15 protein-coding genes are annotated in these 22,332 nt (G+C 61.1%); 12 read left to right on the top strand and 3 right to left on the bottom strand.

Annotated features, from left to right (window positions below):
• Genes tssM (ACWUKX_RS07525) through ACWUKX_RS07495 form a run of 7 tightly spaced genes read left to right on the top strand, consistent with a single transcriptional unit; the run spans position 1 to position 7,972 of the window.
• Positions 1-3,537, top strand: coding sequence for a type VI secretion system membrane subunit TssM (gene tssM / locus ACWUKX_RS07525; protein WP_456005384.1), 3,537 nt, complete (start codon positions 1-3; stop codon positions 3,535-3,537).
• Positions 3,519-4,058 carry a type VI secretion system-associated protein TagF gene (tagF, locus tag ACWUKX_RS07520; RefSeq protein ID WP_456005381.1) on the top strand — a complete coding sequence of 180 codons (540 nt, stop codon included), beginning with the start codon at positions 3,519-3,521 and terminating at the stop codon, positions 4,056-4,058. The genes tssM (ACWUKX_RS07525) and tagF overlap by 19 nt, the downstream gene beginning before the upstream one ends.
• Positions 4,059-4,061: 3 nt before the next feature.
• Entirely contained in the window at positions 4,062-4,868 is an 807-nt protein-coding gene (locus tag ACWUKX_RS07515) for a PAAR-like domain-containing protein (protein ID WP_456005379.1), read from the top strand.
• 12 nt (positions 4,869-4,880) lie between these two features.
• Entirely contained in the window at positions 4,881-5,339 is a 459-nt protein-coding gene (locus ACWUKX_RS07510) for a hypothetical protein (RefSeq protein WP_456005376.1), read from the top strand.
• 9 nt (positions 5,340-5,348) lie between these two features.
• Complete coding sequence (locus tag ACWUKX_RS07505) at positions 5,349-5,840, top strand: hypothetical protein (protein ID WP_456005373.1); 492 nt, start codon at positions 5,349-5,351, stop codon at positions 5,838-5,840.
• Positions 5,841-5,897: 57 nt separating this feature from the next.
• The gene (locus tag ACWUKX_RS07500; RefSeq protein ID WP_456005371.1) at positions 5,898-6,932 is read left to right on the top strand and encodes a DUF2169 family type VI secretion system accessory protein; all 1,035 of its coding nucleotides are present in this window, start codon (positions 5,898-5,900) and stop codon (positions 6,930-6,932) included.
• Positions 6,929-7,972 carry a beta-ketoacyl synthase N-terminal-like domain-containing protein gene (locus ACWUKX_RS07495; protein ID WP_456005427.1) on the top strand — a complete coding sequence of 348 codons (1,044 nt, stop codon included), beginning with the start codon at positions 6,929-6,931 and terminating at the stop codon, positions 7,970-7,972. Before ACWUKX_RS07500 ends, ACWUKX_RS07495 begins: the two co-directional genes overlap by 4 nt.
• A 97-nt stretch (positions 7,973-8,069) precedes the next feature.
• Here the strand turns inward: ACWUKX_RS07495 and ACWUKX_RS07490 are convergent, their stop codons facing one another.
• From ACWUKX_RS07490 to ACWUKX_RS07480, 3 genes are read right to left on the bottom strand one after another with little or no spacing between them, the layout of a single operon-like run.
• Entirely contained in the window at positions 8,070-9,233 is a 1,164-nt protein-coding gene (locus ACWUKX_RS07490; RefSeq protein WP_456005369.1) for a hypothetical protein, read from the bottom strand.
• 10 nt (positions 9,234-9,243) lie between these two features.
• Entirely contained in the window at positions 9,244-9,666 is a 423-nt protein-coding gene (locus tag ACWUKX_RS07485) for a DUF6484 domain-containing protein (protein WP_456005367.1), read from the bottom strand.
• Positions 9,667-9,676: 10 nt separating this feature from the next.
• Positions 9,677-12,004, bottom strand: coding sequence for a type VI secretion system Vgr family protein (locus ACWUKX_RS07480; RefSeq protein WP_456005365.1), 2,328 nt, complete (start codon positions 12,002-12,004; stop codon positions 9,677-9,679).
• Positions 12,005-12,204: 200 nt separating this feature from the next.
• Here ACWUKX_RS07480 and tagH point away from each other — a divergent pair, with 200 nt between their 5' ends.
• From tagH to ACWUKX_RS07455, 5 genes are all read left to right on the top strand, one after another.
• The gene (tagH, locus tag ACWUKX_RS07475) at positions 12,205-13,263 is read left to right on the top strand and encodes a type VI secretion system-associated FHA domain protein TagH (protein WP_456005363.1); all 1,059 of its coding nucleotides are present in this window, start codon (positions 12,205-12,207) and stop codon (positions 13,261-13,263) included.
• A 409-nt stretch (positions 13,264-13,672) separates the two neighbouring features.
• Positions 13,673-15,193, top strand: a complete 1,521-nt coding sequence (gene tssL / locus ACWUKX_RS07470; RefSeq protein WP_456005360.1) for a type VI secretion system protein TssL, long form — start codon at positions 13,673-13,675, stop codon at positions 15,191-15,193.
• A 22-nt stretch (positions 15,194-15,215) separates the two neighbouring features.
• Positions 15,216-18,773 carry a type VI secretion system membrane subunit TssM gene (gene tssM / locus ACWUKX_RS07465; protein ID WP_456005357.1) on the top strand — a complete coding sequence of 1,186 codons (3,558 nt, stop codon included), beginning with the start codon at positions 15,216-15,218 and terminating at the stop codon, positions 18,771-18,773.
• Positions 18,774-18,932: 159 nt separating this feature from the next.
• Positions 18,933-19,700, top strand: coding sequence for a PP2C family protein-serine/threonine phosphatase (locus ACWUKX_RS07460; RefSeq protein ID WP_455837442.1), 768 nt, complete (start codon positions 18,933-18,935; stop codon positions 19,698-19,700).
• A gap of 5 nt (positions 19,701-19,705) precedes the next feature.
• Positions 19,706-22,330, top strand: coding sequence for a protein kinase domain-containing protein (locus ACWUKX_RS07455; protein WP_456005355.1), 2,625 nt, complete (start codon positions 19,706-19,708; stop codon positions 22,328-22,330).
• Positions 22,331-22,332 lie beyond the last annotated feature (2 nt).

Raw genomic sequence — 22,332 nt, 5'->3', positions numbered from 1 at the left:
ATGTTCATTCTGCGCTTCCTATGGGCGGTTCTGACATCGCGCTGGCTGTGGACGTTGATCGGCATCACGCTGCTTTCTCTGGTTATCTGGGTGTTCGGCCCGATCGTCAGGGTCGGTGCTTACGAACCCTTCGCCTCGGAAAACGTGCGCATTGTGATCATTGCGCTGCTGGTCATCTTCTGGCTGATCTGGCTGATCGTCGCGCAGCGCCGGGCGATCCGAGCCAACCGCATGTTCGTCGCCGAAATCGCAGCGCCAGCGGTGGAAAAACCGCTGAGCCCCGGCGAAGAGAACGTCGCAGCCGTTGGCGCCAAGTTCGCCGAGGTGATGGCCGAACTGAAGCGCCGCAAGCTGGGCGGACGCAAGTTCCTGCGCGAGATGCCCTGGTACGTGATCGTTGGGCCGCCGGCCACCGGCAAGACCACGGCTTTGCGCCAGTCCGGCCTGAACTTTCCGATCGATCTCACCGACGACCTGCAGGGGGTCGGCGGCACGCGCAACTGCGACTGGTTTTTCTCGGAGAACGCGGTTCTGATCGACACGGCGGGCCGCTATGTGCAGCAGGAGAGTCAGCCCGACGTCGATGCGGCGGAATGGCTGGGCTTCCTCGACCTGCTGAAAAAGCACCGCGGCCGCCGGGCGCTGAACGGCGTTATCGTCGCGCTGTCGATCGACGCGCTTTCGGAGGGCGACGAAGCCATCAAGGCTCACGGCCGCAAGATCCGCCGTCGGCTGGCAGAGCTCAACGACCGGCTCGAAATCCGCCTTCCAGTCTATCTGATGCTGACCAAGGCCGATCTGATCAAGGGCTTCGAGGCTTTCTTCGGCGGCTTGTCGACGGCCTCGCGCGAGCAGGTGTGGGGGACGACCTTCGCGCTCGATGCGCGTGTCGACGCAAAGACCATAGAGCGGGAAATCGCCACCCTTGCGACGGAACTCGAGCGGCGGCTGGTGCCACGCTTGGAGGACGAGGACAAACTCGCCGTCCGCGCCGAGATTTTCAGATTTCCCGCCCAGCTCACGAGCCTGTCCGAGCCGATCCAGGTGCTGATCGAGGCGATGTTTGGCGAAAGCCGGTACGAAGAAGCCGCCTGGCTGCGCGGCCTCTATCTGACGTCAGCGACCCAGGAAGGGGCGCCCATTGACCGGCTGACTGCGGCGCTGTCGTCATCCTTCGGTCTTCCGCCCCGACGGGCCATGCCAGGGCCGCGCGTGGAAAAACGCAGCTTTTTCCTGAAGAACCTGCTGACCGAGGTCATCTTCAGGGAAGCCGGCCTGGGGACATTCGATCCGCTGGCGCAGCGCCGCCGCGCCTGGATCTGGCGTGGCGCCGCGGCAGCCTGCGCCGCCGCCGCCCTGTTGGCCGGTGCAATGTTCACCTGGTCCTACTATGACAACCGCAATGCGATCGCAGCACAGGCGAGCCAGTTCGAAGCGCTGCAGGCGCCACTGACCGCAGCAGCCGCGAGCCCGGCATCGGTGGAGCAGCCCGCCATCGATAGCGCGCTCACTACGATGGCCGAGGTCGCAAATGCCCGTACGGCACCGCCGAGCAGTGCCCAGAATCTGCTGGGGCCATCGGCATCGGCGGAGCTGCTGCGGGCGCAGGCCGATACTTACGACCACGCTCTGCGCAACGTTCTCGAGCCGCATATGGTCGCTCTGCTCGAGGCGACCATGTGGCGGCAGATCCGCGATCCGGATTTCATGCTCGGGGCGCTGAAGACCTATCGCATGATGACGGGCCTGTCGCAGATGGACGCCGATTACGTCCAGAACTGGTGGGTCAATGACTTGCCGGAATTCGCGCCGGCGGCGCCCTTTCCGACCGCCGACGCGGAGGAGCACCAGCTTGCCGCGATCCGCCGCATGGCGGTCGACGACAGCTACATCGCCCCGGATCAGGCGCTGGTTGCCGAGGCGCTGAAGACAGTTTGCACGATTTCGCTGCCGGCGCGTGCCTACAGACAGTTGCTGGCCGATCCGGCGGTGGCCGGCCTCAAGGAATGGATCCCCGCGAATTTCGCCGGCCCCAACGGCGCCAAGGTTTTTGCACGGCGTTCCGCCAAGACGCTGCGCGTCGGCATTTCAGGCGCATTCACCTATTCCGGCTTCCACGATGCCATCCTCGACCGGATCGAGGATGTCGCCGCCCAGGCCGCACTCGATCGGGCCGTCTTTGCCGGAGGCTGTTCGGAAAATTCCGAAACCTCTGTCTCGGCGCTGTCGGAGGATATTCTGAAGCTCTACTACGAAGACTACATCGCACAATGGGACAGCTTCCTGCGCGATATCAGGCTCGCGCCATTGGCCGACCTGAATGTCGCCAGTGAGAACCTCAAGGACCTTTCGAGCGCTGATTCCGCGCTGAAGCGCCTGCTTACCGCGGTCGTTCAGGAGACCGAGCTCACCCGATCCGATGAAGCGCCGGCCGACAACAAGGCAGCAGCCAAGGGCGGCTCGAAACTGCTCGGCAAGCTGGGGAAGCTGGGAAAGATCGTGAAGACAGGGGCAAAACTGCTGCCACGCGCAGGATCCGCCAACGAGGTGGATCTTACCGGCAATCTGGTGGCCGAACACTTCAAGCCGCTAAAGGGCGCAATTGCCGAGGTCGACGGCCAGCCGCCGGCACTCGACGCGGCGGTGGTGGCCCTGACGGCACTTTCGAACGTGCTGCAGACGGTCACGGCCAATCCCGACCCCCAGGACGCCATCAAGAAACAGGGCGGCCTCGCCGAACTGACGGGAGCGGTCGCCAGGCAGGCGCAGATCCTGCCCGATCCGGTCGACGACTGGCTCGGCGGCATCGCCGGCGACACCAGCGGTCTGACCCAGAAGGCGGTCACCTCGGAGCTTAACGCCATCTGGCGCGCCGACATCCTGCCGTTCTGCCAGGCAGCGCTCAACGACCGCTATCCGTTCAGTCCCGAGAGCGCGGTGGACGTCAATGTCCGCGATTTCGCCCGCCTGTTCGGGCCGGCCGGGATGATCGACGCCTTCATCAACGACCACCTGATCAGCTATGTCGACACCGCCAGTCAGCCGTGGAAATGGCGCGCCGACTTCGGCCTGGACCCGGCGGCTCTGGCGGCATTCGAACAGGCCAGGCGGATCCGCGACGATCTGTTTCCAGGCGGCACCGGCCCGGTGATGAGCTTCACGCTCGAACCCAAGGACCTGTCCCCCAACGTCACGCGCGTGACGCTCAACCTCGATGGCCAGAACCTCGTCTACTATAACAACGCGACGCGGCCGCAACCGATGACCTGGCCCGGCAAGGATGGCACCGGGGTCATCTCGCTCGCTTTCCAGCCGATCGACGGCTCGCCCGAGGTCATGCTGAACGAAACAGGCAGTTGGGCGTGGCTGAGGATGCTGCGCAGCGGCCGTCTCACCGGCACGTCACTGTCCGATGTCTACAGCCTGCGATTGGGGACGCAAGGCATGTACGCGGATTTCGAGCTCAAGGCGGCAAGCGTCGAAAATCCCTACAACCTGCAGATGTTCAAGAAGTTCTCATGTCCGCCGCAGATATGAGCACCGGCTTCTTTGGCAAGATCCCTGCGACCGGAGATTTCGTCGCCTGGAACCTTCCGCGCACCTTCGTCGATCGTTGGGACCGCTGGATGTCGATGGAATTGCGCGACCGACCCGATGAAGGCGAACTCGACTCGCGCGTATGGCGCTTCATTGTGCAGGCTGGCATTTTCGGCGACCAGCCCTGCGCCGGCGCCTGGCGGATGAGCGAGGATCGCGTCGGCCGGCGCTATCCCTTTGCCATCGTGCGGCTGGGCTCCCCGCCCGATCCCGGCGATCCCTGGTTTGATTCGGTCGTGGCGTTCCTTCAGAGTTGCATAGGGGACTACTGGTCGCAAGCACGGTTGGCCGAGAAGCTTCAAACGTTACCGTCGCCCAGCTCGGGTGCCAATCCGCAGCGTATCGCCTTCTGGTGCGACGACTGGGAGGTTAACGAGTTCAGCTTTGCCGACATCCACGACCTCGCTGACAACGCCCTGCCGGCCATGCGTGCGGCCCGGCCGGAGACGGAGACGCTCTGAGACATGGGTAACAGCGTCTACGCCAACAAAATGGGTCTGTTTCACAAGGCCAGCGGCGGCAAGGGTGTTGCTCCGGGGGATGTTTGCCTAAGTCCGCCTCCGCCCCCAACAGGGCCGGTTCCGGTGCCCTATGTCAACATGCTATCGGCCAGCGACCTGACGAAGGGCAGCAAAAGCGTCAAGATTCAGGGCGAGCCTACCGCGCTTGAGCATGAATCCGAGATATCGACAAGCACCGGGGACGAGGCGGGCACTCAGGGCGGCAATGTCATCACTCACAAGACTAAGGGAAAGGGATCCTTTCAGCTCTGGTCATTTGACGTGAAAATTGAAGGAAAAGGGGTCTGCAGAAATGGTGATGCCTTGGGCCAAGCCTCTGCATCAGACCCTTTCGGCATAATCGATCCATCAGCGATCGTCGACATACAAGCGATAGTGGGTGTGGAGAATTTCGGTAAGCCGTGCCCGGCGAACAAAAGCAAGGCACCAGGTACGGGGACGAGCGAGGACCAAAGAGGGTCCGTTAGGGGAGGTCCGTGCTGGTCATGCGGTACAGCAGAAAACAAAGGTGTGTACAAATCAGGAACTCCATATGACAAAAAGGACAGATTTATTGCGGATCACCAGCCTCCGCAGTCTACCGTCTGGGCGATGGGCGGCTGCCACAATGAGAAAGCGTATAATGACTGGAAAAAGTCCAAACCAGCGGTGAAACCGCAATGCACAACCTGCTCCTTGTCCCAGGCTCAGGTAATAAAAAACAACCAGGGAAAGAGTGTTATGGAGTACATCAACTTGGGTTGGCCTTAAGAGGTTTTGAAATTGAATCTGGAACAAACCTATAAAGATATTGTTCGGCGATACGCGGACGATCTTTCGATGGCCCGGGCGGATGCATTGCGCTGGTGGAATAATCTCGTCGGCAAGGAAGCTGTCGCCGGAACGGATCGACAGAGTGCCGAGCATAGGTGTCGAATGCGCTGGCCGATGGGACCCGCTTCCCACCCAAGGATAATTGCCGTTTACCGAATATACTTCTTCGAAATCGCCCAGATAAACGAGAATTTTGTATTAGAGTACGAGAGCCTTACTGACGGCGATCAATTTTCAGACATCTCATTCTGGGAACATAAAGTAGAATCAGAAGATCAGCTATACATTTGTGACCCGACTGCACTGCTATATGAATCTCTTCAAGAGATTGATGAAGATCTTTTTTCATTTATGAAATCATTCGTATTCATGCCAATAGGAATGGATCCTGCGGGACTACTAAAGTGAGGCTCTGACGTGAGCGAGACCCGACCGATGATTTTTCACGATGTAGATCTCGGAGCAAGCCGACTCCTTAAGCAACCATATGATTTGTTCGAAAGCGATGGCCCTGAATTAGCGATCAATCTGGCACCTCAGGAATATAGAGAGCTCTTTCTAAGGTACACTACCGAGTTAGAACAGGCCGTCAGTACGGCGACAAACTGGTGGAATTCCATGGTTGGCAGGTCGATGCAGGATGGTTTGACTGAAATTGAGGCCATTCGTACCCAATATGAAAACAGACCTGCGGGACCGGCATCAAGGCCTGAAGTAATTTTCGTGGTCAGGAGCTATTGGCTGCAGATTGTTTTGTTGAACAAGAAATATTCTGGAAATTCTGGAGTCGCACCGCAGTCTTTTCTTTTGGCTTGGCTTCCGGAAGCAGGTTTTTCCAATTTGTACGACATCCTCACGGGCATGCCATATTGGCCCATTGGGTTCGACGAAAACGGGAACTGGTGCTGAGCCATGGCCTTCGACCTATGGCTTGAGAACCGTACGCCGTTTGCTGTGGCGAGCCATGTGCAACTCGACGCCGAAGGTCAGGAAGTGCTTGTGATCATGCTGTCGGCAAGCTTCGAGTCGCCGGAGCAGAACGGCTCGCTACGCCCAGCCGACGAACAGCTACTGGTTACGCTCGGCGACGTGCCGTTCGGCGACCCGGCCCATTCCTCTAACCGGTACGAGGCCGACATCGCCCCGGTGAAGCCGGCTGCGGAAGTGATCGTCAACGGCACAGCGTATGCGCCGAAAGGCAAGCCGGTGCGTGAGATGCAGGTGGGTCTGAGCATCGGCAACGTTCGCAAGGTGCTGAACGTGGCCGGCGATCGCATCTACGATTCTGGCAGTTACAGTACGCCGCATCCTTTCTGGGCCATGCCGGTCGTCTATGAGCGCGCCTATGGCGGCACGGCCCCCGATGGGAAAGTCGAACAGCGTAATCCGGTTGGCGTGGGCTTCCATCATGCGGCCTCGGCCGATCCGACCGTACGGACCCAGGCGCCAAACATCACCTATCCGGGGGAGCCCTATCTAAGCCCCTCCGACCGTCCGGCTCCGGGAGGCTTCGGTGTGCTTGGGCGCGGCTGGCAGCCGCGCATCGCCTATGCCGGTACCTACGACCAGGCATGGGTCGATACGCAATGGCCCCTGCCCCCGAAGGATTTCGATCCACGACATCATCTTTGCACACCCGCCGACCAGCACTTACCCCGGCTTTCCGGCGGTGAGGAGGTGTCGCTCATCGGCCTGACACCGACGGGACACTGGGGCTTCCGTCTGCCGCAGATCACGGCGCCCGTGAGGCTGATCTACGACGACAGGGTAGAGGAGCGCGCCTTCGCACCAGACACGGTCATCATTGAGCCGGATTTTTGGCGAGTAACGCTGAAAGCACGCCTGTCCCTCGTGACCCGCCGCAACGTCCCGGCTTTGCGCGAGATCGTCTTTGGCCACGTCTCTCCGGTGCTTCTGACTGCAAGGCGCAAGCGCAAGGCCTATTTCAATCCGCTTGGCGGCGATGGCACCTTGCGCAATCAGCCAGCGTGGCAGCCATGAAACGTCCGCTCTATGTCGCAGGTGCCGGCGCAGTGACCCCCGCCGGATTGAACGCACAGCAGACCATCGCAGCGATCCGTGCGAGCCTTTCCGCCTTCGAGGAGACTGTGCTCACCATGCCGTTCGGGCCGCCTGTGATCGTCGCACGCATCCCCGCCCACTGGCGCCTGCGTCGAAGCGAAGGCATTTGGCTGGTCAACATGGCGGCCCGTGCCCTCGGCGAGGCGTTGCGGACCGGCGCGATCGAACCCGAGGCCACCGCGATCCTGCTCGCTCCGCCTGAAAGCTTTCGCAATCACCCGGCCTACAGCGACATTGCGCCGACTAATTTCCTTACTGCGATCATCAATGCAACTGGCCAGCGCTTCCATGCCGCATCCCAGGCGGTCGACGGCGGCGCGGCGGCAAGTATCGGGCTGCTGGAGCGTGCGGTGGAGTTGGTGGAACAGCGAGACGTCAAACAGGTTCTGCTCGGCGGCGTCGACAGTCTCGTCAACGATGCGGATTTCGCCCGCCTAGGTCAAGCAGGCCGCCTCAAAGGATACGACAATGCACAAGGCTTGGTTCCCGGAGAGGCGGCGGCCTTTGTCCGACTGACTCGCGAACCGGAAGGGAAAGCACCCGTCCATGCGGCTATCCACGGCGTGGGAATAGCTCAGGAAAAGGACAGCGTTCTCTCCGAACGCTACAGCCAGGGCCGCGCCCTGCTCAACGCATTGCGCGATGCAGTGGCCGGAACGGGTCCGTCCGAACCCGACATCGATTTCGTCATCAGCAACGGTAATGGCGAGCGGTACAGCGGTTGGGAGCAGTTGATCGCACGGCCGCGATTCTACCGAACGCGCCGGGAAGTCCTGCCCACCGCCTATCCCGCCATGACGATCGGCGATATCGGAGCGGCCGGCGGGGCACTTGCCCTGATGCTGGCAGCCGACAGTTTTCTCAAGGACTACGCGCCCGGCAAAACCGCCGTCTGCGAACTCGCATCGGAGAACGGGCTGCGTGCCGCGGCGGTGATGGCCCGCATGGCCCGACGGTAGAGTGGCGAACTTCAAATCGAACCGGACCGCCGGTCTGTCTTTTTCGAGCAGCGTATTTTCCCAAACCGGCTCCCAATTTGGGACCGATGCTCCGGACTCACATCCAGGCCGGAAAGCGGCGCGTGCTGCGCCAATCAGCAAGTGGCGTGTCCGGCGTGTCGAGAGCCGCTCGCATTGTGTCAAGCCGCAATCGGCGCATCGATCTGAACGGACGGTGATTGCGCCCGCCCCGCCCCTCGTCCCACCATGCCTCAACCCGATCGGCCACTGGCAGCGAACTCTCGTCCAGATCCGCGAAATCCTTGCCAAGTACAGTCAGATCAGTGACAAAAAGATCAGTGTCGCCGAAATCAACCTCGAAAAGGTCGCGGAGCGCTGAACCCGCCGCGGCGGCAAGTTCCGGCTCACGCATTTTCTCGATCAGCCAGGGCATCACCGCACGATCGCTGAACAGACCGACCGATGCTGTCGCCGTGCCACGGAGCGCGGGCTGTTCCAGATGCTTCTGCAGCCAGCCCTTGCCGGCTTTCGCGTCTGTCGTCAGCAAGTGTATCTCGATCGCCGCCTCCGCAAGCCCTGGCTCCGACAATACGATTTTGTCGACCACAGGGTGGGCGGACTGCATCTCGCCAAGCAGGCAAGCTGCCAGCGCCGCCGTTAAACGCTCCTTGGACGTCTCGCCATCCAGACCGGCCAACACTGCCGGAAGAAGGTCGCGGCGCTTGAGCGCGCCGGCGAGCCTGATGGCGCGGCTGCGCACCCTGGTGTCGGAATGGCTAGCAAAATCATGAAGGCGCGGCCCCGGATCCACGCGATGGTGCCAGAGCGCCGAGAGCCCGAGGCAACGCTGGACTGCATCGCCGGTGTCCAGCCATTTCGCCACGAACGGCCGCAGTTTTTCGCGCGGCGTGCGCGCGACTGCGGCGGACAGGCTCGATAAACCAGCCTCAGCCGCGTTTGCGCTGGCGTCGATTGTGGAGGCTACCAACTTGGCATCACCCCAACGCAATGCCAGTGCGCCAAGCACGAAAAGCTCGCCCGGTTCGGCATAATCCGCGAACCTGGCCTGGGCAGCTTCCCATCCGGCTTTGCCGGCAGCCATCAGCCCTTCGAGGTTGGCTTCAAGACGCTGATCGATGCGACCGATATCGGTCTCGTCGAGCAGCGGACCGTCAATCTCCCGGCGGCGGCGAAACCAGAGGAAAGCCGCGTCTTCAGCGTGCTGGTCCACGATGGCAGCGATGGTCGCGATGCTGTGCATCGGCAACGCCTCAGTTGAGATGCACGGCCCCGCCGCGAATGCGGTTGGTCCCGCTCGCCTGGCTGGTCAACTGGGTACCGCGAATGGTCACCCGACCATCTTTCTCCAGAATGATCGACGCCAGACCGCAGCGCAGCTCTATGCGTTCCTCCCCGGTAATGACGATACGGTCGCCTTCGCGGACAACTGGCAGTTTCCTCTCCTTCTGAGCCGGATCGACGATGCGTCCGACGACAAGCGGTCGCGTCGGGTCGCCCTCCTCGAACAGGAGGGCCAGTTCCGAACCGATCGCCGTAACATCCAACTCGGTCAGGCTGCGCGCCGTAATCGCCGTCTCGCGCGGGTTGCCGACAAAGACCACCAGCGGCGCTCCGCCTTCGAAACCGATGAGCAGGCCGATCACGACGCCGTCGATACGATCCAGCACTTCCATGATGACGCCCTCAATTGTTGTTGATAGTGCTTCCCTTGACGATCACGTCGCCGTCGGCCTTGACGGTGATTTTGCCGCTGCCCTTGAGCGTAATGTCCTTGCCGTCGGCAACAATGGTGCCGTCCTTTTTCATGGTGATCGACGCCGAGCCGCATTTGAGCGTGATCGAATCGCCCGCATCGATGATCAGGTTCTTGCCAACCTTGATCGAGCTATCGTCCGCGATTTGGATTCCGCTGCCCTTGCCGACCTTGAGCGCGTGCCCGCCTCCGATATCGGTTGCGTCGTCAGCGCCGATTTTTGCTGACCTGCCTTTGCCGATCTGCGACGACTGCGCGCCGCCGATGGCGAAACTCTGGTCCGCGCCGATCTTCACGCTCTGGGCGGCGGCGATCGTCCAGTTGTCCGCCGCTCCGATAGTGTGAGTCTGTTCGGTCCCCACCGTCATCGACCTCGATGCGCCGATCTGATTCGTCTGGACGGCTCCAACGCTTCGGGTTTCCGCAGCGCCAACACTGTCGACTCGAGCCGCGCCAACGGTCACCGTCTGGACGAGCGTGACGGTCTGCGTGTGATTGGCGCCGATCGTCTCCGTCGAATTCGCCCCAATACCGATCGTCTCGTTCGACCCGACTGTCAGCGAACGATCCACACCTACCGTCTCGGTATCGTTGTTGCCGATATCGGTGGTCTGGTCGACGCCAACCTTGACCGTCTTGTTGTTACCGACGTCCTCGTCGAGGTTGTGGCCGACTGAGTGCTTGGCGTCGTGGTCGATGCGGTCGGATTGGTCATGCTGCACCAGCTTGGTGCGGTCATTCTTGATCAGAAGGTTGTGGTCCTTCTGTGCCTGAAAATTGACCAGTTCGGAGCCGGCCTTGTCCTCGAACATCAGCTCGTTGTAACCGCCGCCGCCTTTCGATGAGTCGGATTTCCAGCCGGATTGCGTGGCGCTGCCCGGCAGTCCGTAGGGCGGCATCTGGGAGGCGTTGTAGACGCGGCCGGTGATGATCGGCAGATCCGGGTCGCCTTCGATGAAGTCGACGATCACCTCCTGACCGATACGCGGTATCTGGATGAAACCCCAGCCGCTGCCGGCCCAGGTCTGCGACACGCGCACGAAGCAGGAGCTGTTCTGGTCCTTCTTGCCGAGACGGTCCCAGTGGAACTGCACCTTCACCCGTGCATATTTGTCGGTGAATATTTCTTCACCGGATGGGCCGACCACCGTCGCCGTCTGCGGGCCGCGCATGATCGGCCGTGTCGTGACCCGCGGCGGACGATAGGGCAAGGCAGTCGGCGCCACGCCGAGGATCGCCTTGAAGTTCTCGCTTTCGACGTCGGCAAGGGCTCTGTAGCCCGGATCGAACAGCCTGTATTCGGCGCTGACCACCAGATACTCCTGGTTCTGGTCTTCGCGCGGGAAGCCGTCCAGCTTGAACGTGCAGCCCGAATACAGCCCGCGCACCGTGCCGACTGCAGCGATGCGCTGATGCACCGCCTGGATTTCCTCGCGCCGGATCGCGGCCAGGCTGTCGCCGCGGCCGACGTCGAGATGCGCGCCGGGCTGGCGGTAATTCTCGCCCGCGGCCAGTTTGTGACTGAACGGCTGGGCGGATTTGGCCATGAGGTCAGCGCCCGGCTTCGTGAAATCATAGTCGGTATGGACGTAGGCACCTGGCCGCACGGAGCTGCCCGGAATCCATTCGGTGATGTATTCGACATCGCGCCGGGAGCCCTGCCCTTCAAAATGATAAGGCACCTTCTCATAGCCCGGCGCCGGCTTCAGCTTGCTCATGGCATCGGCGAGGACAAGCGTGTGCTTGCCCTCGTCATGCTCGAAAAAGTACAGGATGCCTTCGTGCTCGAGCAGCCGCTGCACGAAATCGAGATCGGTCTCGTCATACTGGACGCAGTATTCGCGCGGCGGATAAGACCCTTGCAGGCGCTTCTCGAATTTCGCCGTGCTGTATTTCGAGAAAACCTCCTCAACGATTTCGATGACGCTCATGTTCTGGAAAATGCGGCAGTCGGTGGTATTGCCGAGGAACCAGAGCCATGGCCTGATGACGGCCTCGTAGTAAGCCAGACGGTCCTCGATCCGGGTCAGCCGAAACTCGGAGACAAGGCCGCTGAACCAGCGTTTCGGATCGGATTCACCCTCGATCGAAACAGGACCGCCCAGCATCTTCAGCGGATCGATGTCGGGGCTGCTGCTCACAAACCCGACCGTATAGGCCAAACAACGACTAATCTCATCGCGCCCGACAAGATGCGTGAAGGTCAACAGGTCAGCGCCAACCGGCGTCTGCACAACCGTGGCACGTTCGTTCGGCATGGGTCGTGCCCCCTCCCGCCGCTCGTTTCTGCTTCAGCCTAGCACATGTCTTCCAGCGACCAAAGGGGACGCTTGGCGGCTGCAGCCTGGTCGCCTGTTGAATCATCGACTTGAACGCTTCTGTGCCGCCGCGCTCAGAAATTGCTGGTATAATGGGGTGTCCTGGGTGAGTTTCCCGACAGGATCGACGGCGATTTTGAATGTACATCAGGCTGCAGATCAACAATGTCGTCTCCCTGCCCGCCGGTATGTCGACCGGCTACTCCGCTCGTGATCGCAGCTTCGAAATCGGCCGCGAGGCTTGCGACTGGACCTTGCCCGACCCCGACAAGTTCATCTCCGGCCGACACTGCGATGTTCGATACGAGGCAGGCGCGTTCTGGCTGCACGACATCTCGCGCAATGGGACCTTCATCAACGGATCGACCCATCGCATGGCCGGCCCGCATCGGCTTGACCATGGAGACCGGCTGCTGATCGGCCGCTACGTCATCTCAGTATCGATCGATGACGAGCGCGCCACGAAGGGTCATCCCGAGAGCAGGCACGGTTCGACGCAACGAGAAATGCCGGTCACGTCAGGCCGGCCGCTGGACTTCGGAGGCAAGCCTTTCTTCAACCCGGTGGAGCAACGGTCCGGACAGAGAGCACCGGTGTCGACGTCTTCGCTGCCCGCGCCTCTCCCTTCGACGAGAGACGAGGTGCTGCGGGAAATCGCGATCGGAGCCGGCATCGCGCCGGAATTGCTTCAATCGCGTGACCCGCATGAAGTGGCTGCCGAAATCGGCGCGGTGCTTCGAACGGTTGTCGAGGAACTGGCCCTGCTGCTGAAGGCACGTGCGGCTGCGAAAATACTGGCCAAGAGCGCACACCGGACGATGATCAGCGCTGCCGATAACAATCCCTTGAAGTTCGTCCCGGGGACCGATGACATTCTCGAGATCATGTTCGCACGGCGTAGAGCCGGCTATCTTGATGCCAGGCACAGTGTCGAAGACGCATTCCGCGATCTCAAGACGCACGAATTTGCCACCTATGCAGCCATGCAAGCTGCGCTCTCCCGGCTGCTTGACGATCTGTCGCCCGAGGCGATCGGCAAAAAACTCCCACCCACGTCATTCACATCAAAGAAGAGCCTGGCTTGGGACGCCTTTGTCGCCAAATGGCGGACCATGGAGGAAGCACACGAAAACGGAATGCTGGACATATTCCTGGCCTATTTCAGCGAAGCCTATGCCAAAGCCGACAAGCAAAAATAAGCCGGGAGATTGAACCTGGCCCATGCCCCGGAAATCGGATCGGTTTGCTGCGCTGACCTTCGGCCGCGGTACGGATCACGCGCCAGTTGGAAAGTATTAGAGCGTCCTTTGCGAGCCCAAAGATGCGGCGCTGTAGTTGGCGAAGAAAAACCCTTTCGCAGCGCTGCATCTGGTTCCAATCGACCGTTTCTAAGCTTACGATCACTTACGACAGTTCGCCAGCGGGTAAAGCTGATTGACCTGGGGGTCTGCGGCACATGTCATGTTACGGCGGGATAGAATTTTATAGCCGACCTTCCTCCAGACACTGCCCTCGCCAGCAGCGCCTGCATTTCCTGCGCCTGACCAGGGACTGTTTTGCTCGCCTGTGGCGCACACACAGCAATCAAGAGTGGACGGACGTTTGGCGATGAGCTCGAAGGACGACCCTTTCGGCCCGGCAGGCAAGACCGTCATTCGCGCACCGCGCCGCGCTGAAAAATCAGCGCCCGCTCCTCAGCGGCTCGTTCCCGACAGCGGGCATTCCCGTCCATCGCAGGTTAAGGATTCAACGGTTTTCGATTCGGGTGTCGGCCGGCATGCACCGCCGGGTTGGGCATCGGGAACCGTGATTTATCAGGGTGCAGACCCCGGCGCAGCGGCGGCAACCGGCTCCTTTGCGGCGACGCCGAAGCCAACCATTGAGCAGGAAATCCTGCTGAATGCCACGGACAGCGTCAAATATTCCGCAGCAAATCAGATCCTCGCTGCGGCCGCTCCTTTGCTGCTGCTGTTTAGCCAGCTCAGGCTTATGCCTGTCGAAAGACAGGCGGAACAACTGGCGGAACATGTTGCCGAGGCGATCGAAAAATTCGACCGGACAATGGAGAAAGCCGGTGTTCCCGAAGAAGATGCACGGATCGCAAAATTTGCTCTCTGCGAAACCGCTGACGACCTCATCGGCAACCTGCCTTGGCCCAAGAAAGACGCCTGGGCGCAGCACAGCATGCTGTCACAGTTCTTTCACGTCGTGCCCACCGGCTCGGGCTTCTACGAAGCGCTGAACAAGGTACTGGCCGCGCCGGAGGCACACTACGACTTGCTTGAATTGATGCATGCCTGCCTGTCGCTGGGGTTCGAAGGCCAGTATCGCGGCCTTACGCGCAAGGACAACAATCTCGAACGCGTTCGACGCGACGTCTACGAGACGCTTCGCTACTTCAGGGCGCGTGCCGGCGACGACATCTCGCCCCACTGGCAAAGCATGGCGGCGTCAAGCGCACAGTCATCGCCCCGGTTGCCGCTCTGGGTGGTTGCGGCCGCAGCGTCGGCGCTGTTGACGGCGGTATTCTTCGCATTGCGGATCTTCATCACCAACGAGGGCGAGGCCCTTGCCGGCAGGTTGCTGGCGCTCGATCCATCGACGCCGATCGTCATCGAACGCGCCAGCGTGGTCCCGTCGGCTGCGCCGGTGAAAGTCGCTCCGCCTGTCGCCACTACCCCATCTCAGATCGATCGCATCCATGCCGCACTGGCCGAGAATATCGCGCGCGGCGGACTGACCGTCGGCACGCAGGGCAAGTTCATCGTCGTGGAGATCAACAATATCCTGTTGTTCCAGTCCGGCGGGGCCGAGATAAAGCCGGAGTTTGGACCGATCGCCGCAGACATCGCCGCCGCGCTGGAACCGGAGCCCGGACCGATCATGATCGTCGGCCATACGGACAATGTGAAGCCGCGAAAATCGAGCGCGTTCAAATCCAACTTCGACCTTTCCATCGCCCGGGCGAAGGCTGTCGAAGCGATGATGGCGCCGCGGTTCAGCGAGCCTTCCCGGATCACGGTCGACGGCAAGGGCGAAGACGAACCGATCGCCGACAATGCGACGCCGGAAGGCCGCGCCCAGAATCGCCGTGTCGACCTGATGATCCCCAAGGAGGAAACGCTGTGAGCACGGCCATTTGGAAGCGCCTATGACGCGTTGGCTGCTGCGGATATTCAGCGCGATCGCGTTGGCCGGTTTCGCGGCAGCGGTCTGGTTTGCCGGACCATTGATCCGCTTTGCCGATACCCGCCCGCTGGCACCCGTCTGGCTCCGCGTGACGATCATCGGCGTGATCGTTGCCATCGTGACGCTCTTCTATGGATTGCGTTTCTGGCAAAAGCGAAAGGCACAAAAAGCGCTCGAGACGATAGTCGCCCGCAACGACGACAGGGATGACGACTCGCAGGTGCTCGAGGCTGGCATGAGTGAGGCCATCGCTGCGCTCAAGCGGTCCAGCGGCAAGCGCAATTTCCTCTACGAGATTCCCTGGTACGTCGTCATCGGCCCACCTGGTGCCGGCAAGACAACGGCGTTGGTCAATTCGGGTCTGAACTTTCCGCTTGCCGGTTCGGGCGACGCCCAGCCGGTGGCCGGCGTTGGCGGCACACGATCCTGCGACTGGTGGTTCACCGACCAGGCGGTGCTGATCGACACCGCCGGACGCTACACGATGCGGGATTCCAACGCGCAGAGCGACAAGAAGAGCTGGCTCGCCTTCTTGTCGCTGCTTAAGAGATACCGCACCAGGCAACCGATAAACGGGGTTATCCTGGCCATCAGCCTTGCCGATCTCATGAGCCTCGATGATCGGCAGCTTGACCTCCATGTCGTTGAAATACGCAGCCGTCTGCGCGAAATCCACGAAACACTGAAAATCCAGTTCCCGGTGTACCTGCTCTTCACCAAGGCCGACCTTGTCGCCGGTTTCATGGATTATTTTGGCGGTTTCGACGAGCAGCGCCGCCGCAAAGTATGGGGCGTGACATTCCAGACCGCCGATCGCAGCAAAAACATGGTCGGTGAGGCACCGGCCGAATTCGACGCATTGGCAAAACGCCTGGCGGAGGAGATCGCCGACCGCCTGCAGGAAGAGGCCGATCCGGTCGCACGCATATCCATCTTTGGCTTTCCAGCCCAGTTTGGCGCGCTGAAGGGCCGTATCGCCAGTTTCATCGCCAGCATATTCGATCCGGCCCGCAGCCAGGTGAACGTCAGCTTGCGTGGACTCTATTTTTCGTCAGGCACGCAGGAGGGTACGCCGATCGACCAGGTCCTGGGCGCAATCGGTCGCAGTTTCGGCAGCGCTTCTCGCGCCCATCTTTCCGGCACTGGCAAAAGCTTCTTTTTGCATGATCTTCTGACCGACGTCATTTTCGCTGAATCCGGGTGGGTTTCATACGACAAATCGGCTGAAAGGCGTGCAGCGATCGCCAGATATGGCGGCCTTGGCGCAATAACATTGATCGCTGCGGCGGCTCTGGGCACCTTGGCCCTGAGCTTTACGGCCAACAGGTCGCTGATCGCCTCTACCACGCAAGCTATAGGCCAGTATCGCGAGACGGCAGACCCGCTACTCAAAATCTCGACGGTCGCCGATGTCGACCTCGAAAACGTCATTGGCCCGCTCGACCAGTTGCGCGATCTGCCGGCCGGGTTCGGCACCAGTGACTTGCCGACACCGATCGAGGAGACGTTCGGCCTCGGTCAGCGGGAAAGACTACTGTCGGCATCAAAAACAGCTTACCGGCAAGCGCTGGAGCGCATGTTCCGCTCGCGCCTGCTGCTTCAGGCCGAACGGACGATCCGGGCCAAGATGGCTGATCCCGCCGCGCTCTACGAACCGCTGAAGATTTACCTGATGCTGGGCGGCAAGGCGCCGAAGGTCGACGACGAGTTGATCGTTTCCTGGATGAGGCAGGATTGGGAGCAGAACCGGTATCCGGGCGAAAACAACCGCGAGGGACGGGCGCAACTCGAAAAGCATCTGCGAGCCATGCTTGAGTTGGACGACGCCTATGACCCGGTTTTCGAACTCAACCAGCCACTTGTCGAAGCTGCTCAACGCTCGCTCGGACGCATGAGCCTTGCCGATCGTGCCTCCGCCTTGGTAAATTCGGCGGTATACGCGGCAGCGCTGGGCGATTTTTCCGTCTCCGTGAAAGGCGGCCCGGAAGCGCAGCTGTTGTTCGAGCGTGTCGATGGTGGCGATCTGTCAGGCCTTCGCGTTCCCGGTATCTACACCTATAGCGGCTTCAACAATTTTTATCTCGGACAACTCTCGCGCATTGCGCAGATGCTTGTCGATGACCAGTGGGTTCTCGGCGGCGGCGGCGAGCAAGGTGGCATCGACCAGGAGTTGCTTAAGCTCGGTCCCGAACTTGTCGAGCGCTATGGGAGGGAGTTCGCCGCGGCGTGGAACGGGGTTCTCGACAAGTTGAAGTTCAAGGCGATGCTGAAGGACAAGCCGCACTATATCGCGCTGTCCGCAGCCGCGTCACCAACCTCGCCAATCGACCAGCTTTTTACGGCGATCGCCGACGAAACAGCTCTGACGCGAGAAGCTGGTTCCGGCAAAGACTTCGGCTCCGAGGCCGAAGCCGACATGCTTCAAAACCAGCCGGAGAACGCTGCAGATACCGCCACGGGATTGGCCCGCATCGGGATTCAAATCGCCAGCGGCAAATCGCAAAGCCGGGCCGGTATTGCGTCCGCTAGCGAGCAGAATCCCGGGGCGAACATCGAAGCGCAATTCAGATCATTCCAGGCTTTGGTGAACGGTCCCGCCGGACGCCGCCCAATCGATGCGTTGACCCAGAATTTCCGCGACATCTATCAAAGCCTGCAACTGGCGGCCGACGTCCCTTCGCAAGTAGAACGCGTCAACATGAATCTGCAGCTGCAGATATCCACCCTTCGCGCCAATGTCTCGCGTCTGCCTAAGCAACTCGCCCGAATGGTCACCGCAACCGCCGACGAGCTTGACGGCAACGTCGCAGAAACCTCGCTAACGAATTTGAACCAGACGCTCGACCAGACGGTCACGCGCGCCTGCGAGGAGATGGTCGAGGGCCGTTATCCTTTCGCCAGCGATGGCTCGGAGGATATTGCAATGGCGGATTTCGCGAAACTGTTCGCTCCAGGCGGACTGATGGACCGGTTCTTCGCACAGAATCTGGCATCGCTAATCGACATGACCGGCCAGGACTGGAGCTGGAAACAGGACGCGCGTTTCGGGCGCGACCTGTCGAAGTCGACCTTGAAAAACTTCCAGCTGGCCGCGGAAATCCGCAACGCCTTCTTTCCTTCAGGTGGTTCGGTGCCGTCAGTCAGTGTCACCTTTACGCCGTTTTCACTGCATGGCGATGCCGATACGGCGCTACTCGAAATCGATGGCCAGATTGTTCAAAGCAACCAGGCGGGCAACGCGCCAAGCACGGTGAGCTGGCCGAGCGGCATGGCTTCCGCGTCCGCGAGCCTGAGCCTCATTCCGGAAATGCCGGGCCGGGAGTCCGCGATCAGGTTCGAAGGTCCGTGGGCACTGAAGCGCCTGCTGGACAAGGCTGATATCACCAGCACCGGCGGCAACACGGAAGCCCGTTTCGTGATCGGCGGACGCGATGTCGCATATACGGTCCAGACCAGTTCGGACCCCAACCCTCTCTTCCTCCCTGCGTTTTCTGGGTTCAGCTGTCCAAAGGCGTTTTGAGATGATCTTTGAATTTTCCAATACGGTCATGCGGTCCATCGGCAACAGACGCGCGGACGTTAATTTCGATACTCTAATGTTCGAGCCTGTGGCAAACTGGCGCGAGCGAGCGCCTGACTGTGCGGCGCAGAGGACGCTTGAGAGGCGCTTGGTGGCAAATTGAACAATGTCGCCCTTCCCTTTGAAAGCTTCGGCGTTAGCCACAGAGGCTGTGTGCGTGAGCTCAATGAAGACAGCTATCTGGTCGAACCGGAAGCTGGCCTGTGGGTGGTGGCGGATGGAATGGGTGGACATGATGCTGGGGAAGTCGCTTCGGCCAGCATCGTCGATCACCTGGCAACGATCGGCATTGCAAGCTCTGCACCGGATCTTCGCGCGCGCTTCGAAGACCGGCTGAGCCGGGCCAACGCCGAAATCCGCAGGATATCGGAATCCCGCGGAGTAACCATTGGCTCCACAGTCGCCGCCCTGCTGGCGATGGATGGGCGGTTTGCGTGCCTGTGGGCGGGCGACAGTCGCGTCTATCTGATCCGCAACGCCTCGATCTCCCAGATTTCGAAGGACCATACCGAAGTTCAGGAACTTCTCGACAAGGGCATGATCAGCGCAGCCGAAGCGCTCGCTTGGCCGCGCCGCAACGTTATTACGCATGCGGTCGGCGTCAGCGACGAGATCGTCATTGATTTCCAGCAAGGCGAAATCATGCCGGGCGACATATTTGTGTTGAGCACCGACGGGCTGACAGCGCATGTCACAGACGCCGAGATCGAGGCGGCGGCGGTGTCGGCGACACCTCAGGCGGCATGCGAAAACCTGCTACAAACGGTGCTGGCCCGCGGGGGAACAGACAATGTCACGATCGTGCTCGTGAAGATCGGTAACGGGCGCAATGAGGCCTATCCCGACCCTCCCAGAGCGGAAGGTTGAGGCTGATGAGCGCCGACGACAAGACGCGGATATCGCCTAACGTGGCCAACACAGCCGTAGGCACGCAACTCAGCGGCATCTATGAACTGGACGAGCGGATCGCATTCGGTGGCATGGGCGAAGTCTACCGTGGCCACAACATCCAAACCGGCGACCACGTCGCGATCAAGATCGTCTTGCCCGAGTTCGCCCGTGATCAGACGATCCTGTCGCTGTTTCGCAAGGAAGCGTCGATCCTCAATCACCTGTCGCACGACGCGGTCGTGCGGTATCACGTCTTCACGATCGATCCCGGCATCGGTCGCCCCTATCTTGCCATGGAATTCGTCGACGGCAAGTCGCTGTTCGATATCATGCGACATGGGCCGATGCCGACGGAAGACGTGCGCAAGCTCTGCCATCGCCTGGCTTCCGGCTTGAGCGCCGTGCACCAGGCGGGAGCAATACACCGCGACCTCTCCCCGGATAACATCATCCTGCCAGGAGGCCGGGTCGAACGCGCAAAGATCGTCGATTTTGGCATCGCGCGATCGGCGACCGTCGGCGGCGAGACCCTGATCGGCGGAAAGTTCGCGGGAAAGTACAACTACGTTTCTCCCGAACAACTCGGCCTATACGGCGGCGATGTCAGCGAGCAATCCGACATCTACAGCCTGGGCTTGGTTCTGGCTGCTGCTCTGCGCGGGAAACCGATCGACATGGGCGGCTCCCAGTTCGAGATCGTGGAAAAACGCCGAACCGTTCCGGACCTATCCGACATCGATGCCGATTTTCGTGGAATTGTTGAAGCCATGCTGCAGCCGGATCCACAAGACCGGCCGATCAGCATGGCGGATATCGCCAGGGCGACACGTGACGACACGGATGACGAGGGGACAGCGCCGCCAACGTCGATCACCCCGCGCGACCGGACGGGTTTGCCGCGAACCGGGGGAACCCTCGCGCCCGGCCCCAAGCTTCCAAGTCAGCCTCCGGCGGCTTCCGGTGAACAGCGCTTCGTTCCGCATGTCCGGCCGGCGCATCTGTCCGAACCAAGGCCTCCGGCAGTTGCCGGGCCTGCTCGGGCGGTCTTGCCTAATGTCCCTACAAAGTCCGCCAAGACCCGATCGATCGCGATCGCTGCCGTGGCGACATTAGCTGTCGCGTCGGGTGCAGGCATCTATCTGAGCGGCTTGATGACGTCTTCCACGCCGACCGCCGGCGATACATCGTTTTTGTCTCCAAAAGCATCAAAACCGGCCCCGACGGACAGTGCTGCAAATTCGCCGGGCGATGAGCCGGCAAAGGCAGTTCCACCCCAGCCCGCCGACGTCCTCTCACCAACCGAGGAAGCCCTGGAGCCGTCGGCATCCGAGGAAACCTCGGAGCCGGCGGCAGCCGAGGCGCAGCCGCCAGCCGAAAATCGGGCAGATGTCGCGGCGGATCAAAGGTTGGAGCCGACACGGCCCGCCGAAGTCCTCTCACCAACCGAGGAAACCCCGGAGCCGGCGCCAGCCGAGACGCTGTCGCGAGCTGAAAATCAGGCAGGTGCCGCGGCGGATCAAAAGTTGGAGCCGGCACGGCCTGCAGAAGTCCTTTCGCCAACCGAGGAAACCCCTGGGCCGTCGATAGCCGAGGTGCCATCGCCAGCTGAAGATCGGGCAGATGCCGCGGCGGATCAAAAGTTGGAGCCGACACGGCCCGCCGAAGTCCTCGCGCCAACCGAGGAAACCCCGGAGCCGGTTCCGCCGCGCGTCCAGGTCGCGCCAATGCCGCCGGCCGACAAGGCCCCGCCGCCCCCACCGGTCCAGCCCGACGTGATGGAGAGCCCGAAGCCCGATCAGTCGGCCAGCCAGCAGGCCGCGCGGGTGCCCGACCCCGCTGCAGACCGGACGGATGATATGAACGCAAAGGGGCAGCAGGACGAGCCTGCGGCAGGCAAACAGCCGGGCGAAGCCGCCGTTGCCTTGAACGTGCCGAAACCAGAACTAGAACAACCGCCGAAAAATGCCCTCGCCTACCCTGCTCAACGGGCCTCTTGGGTGCGCGACTTCAACGGCGGCGACTGTTTCTATGCGACGTTGACGTCGGCAACCGAGACCGCTGTCGAGATCGAAGGATTAGGCACAGAGGTCCAGCCATTCGAACGAATGTTGTCCGATTTCCAGGCAAGATTCCATGTCGAACCGGACATCAGCGTCCGCCTCATTGAACCGGCTCAATGCGAAGTTACCAATTTTCTGCGTTTTCTAGACCAGATGGCGACTGACAAGCCGCAGCTTGTTCTCGATCGAACGACGGTGCCGAGCGGCTCGCCGATCGGCGGCACGCTGGTGACGCGTGGCGGCCTCATTTCCAGCGTGCTGCTGATCGACCACAGGGGTATGGCATTCAACCTCGACGGTCGTATCTTGGCGCAAGCCGACAAGGCCACGTTCAAGTTTCCGATCGATCTCGGCGCAGCCGACAAGGCGGCCGGCAAGGTCGTGCCGCAGATCATAATGGTGATCACGGGTCCACAGGATATTCAGGCTGCGGCGTTCTCCACGCCGACACCAGCCGCGCTGCTGTTGCCCAAGATTCTCGAAGAGATCGCGACCACCAGATCTGAGTTCTCAGCCACCGCAAAGTACTTCCGGCTCGGCGGGTAGCA

This window comes from Mesorhizobium sp. f-mel, from assembly GCF_053850215.1.
Note: the sequence above shows the minus strand (reverse complement) of the source record. Positions and strands in the feature narration are given on the sequence as shown.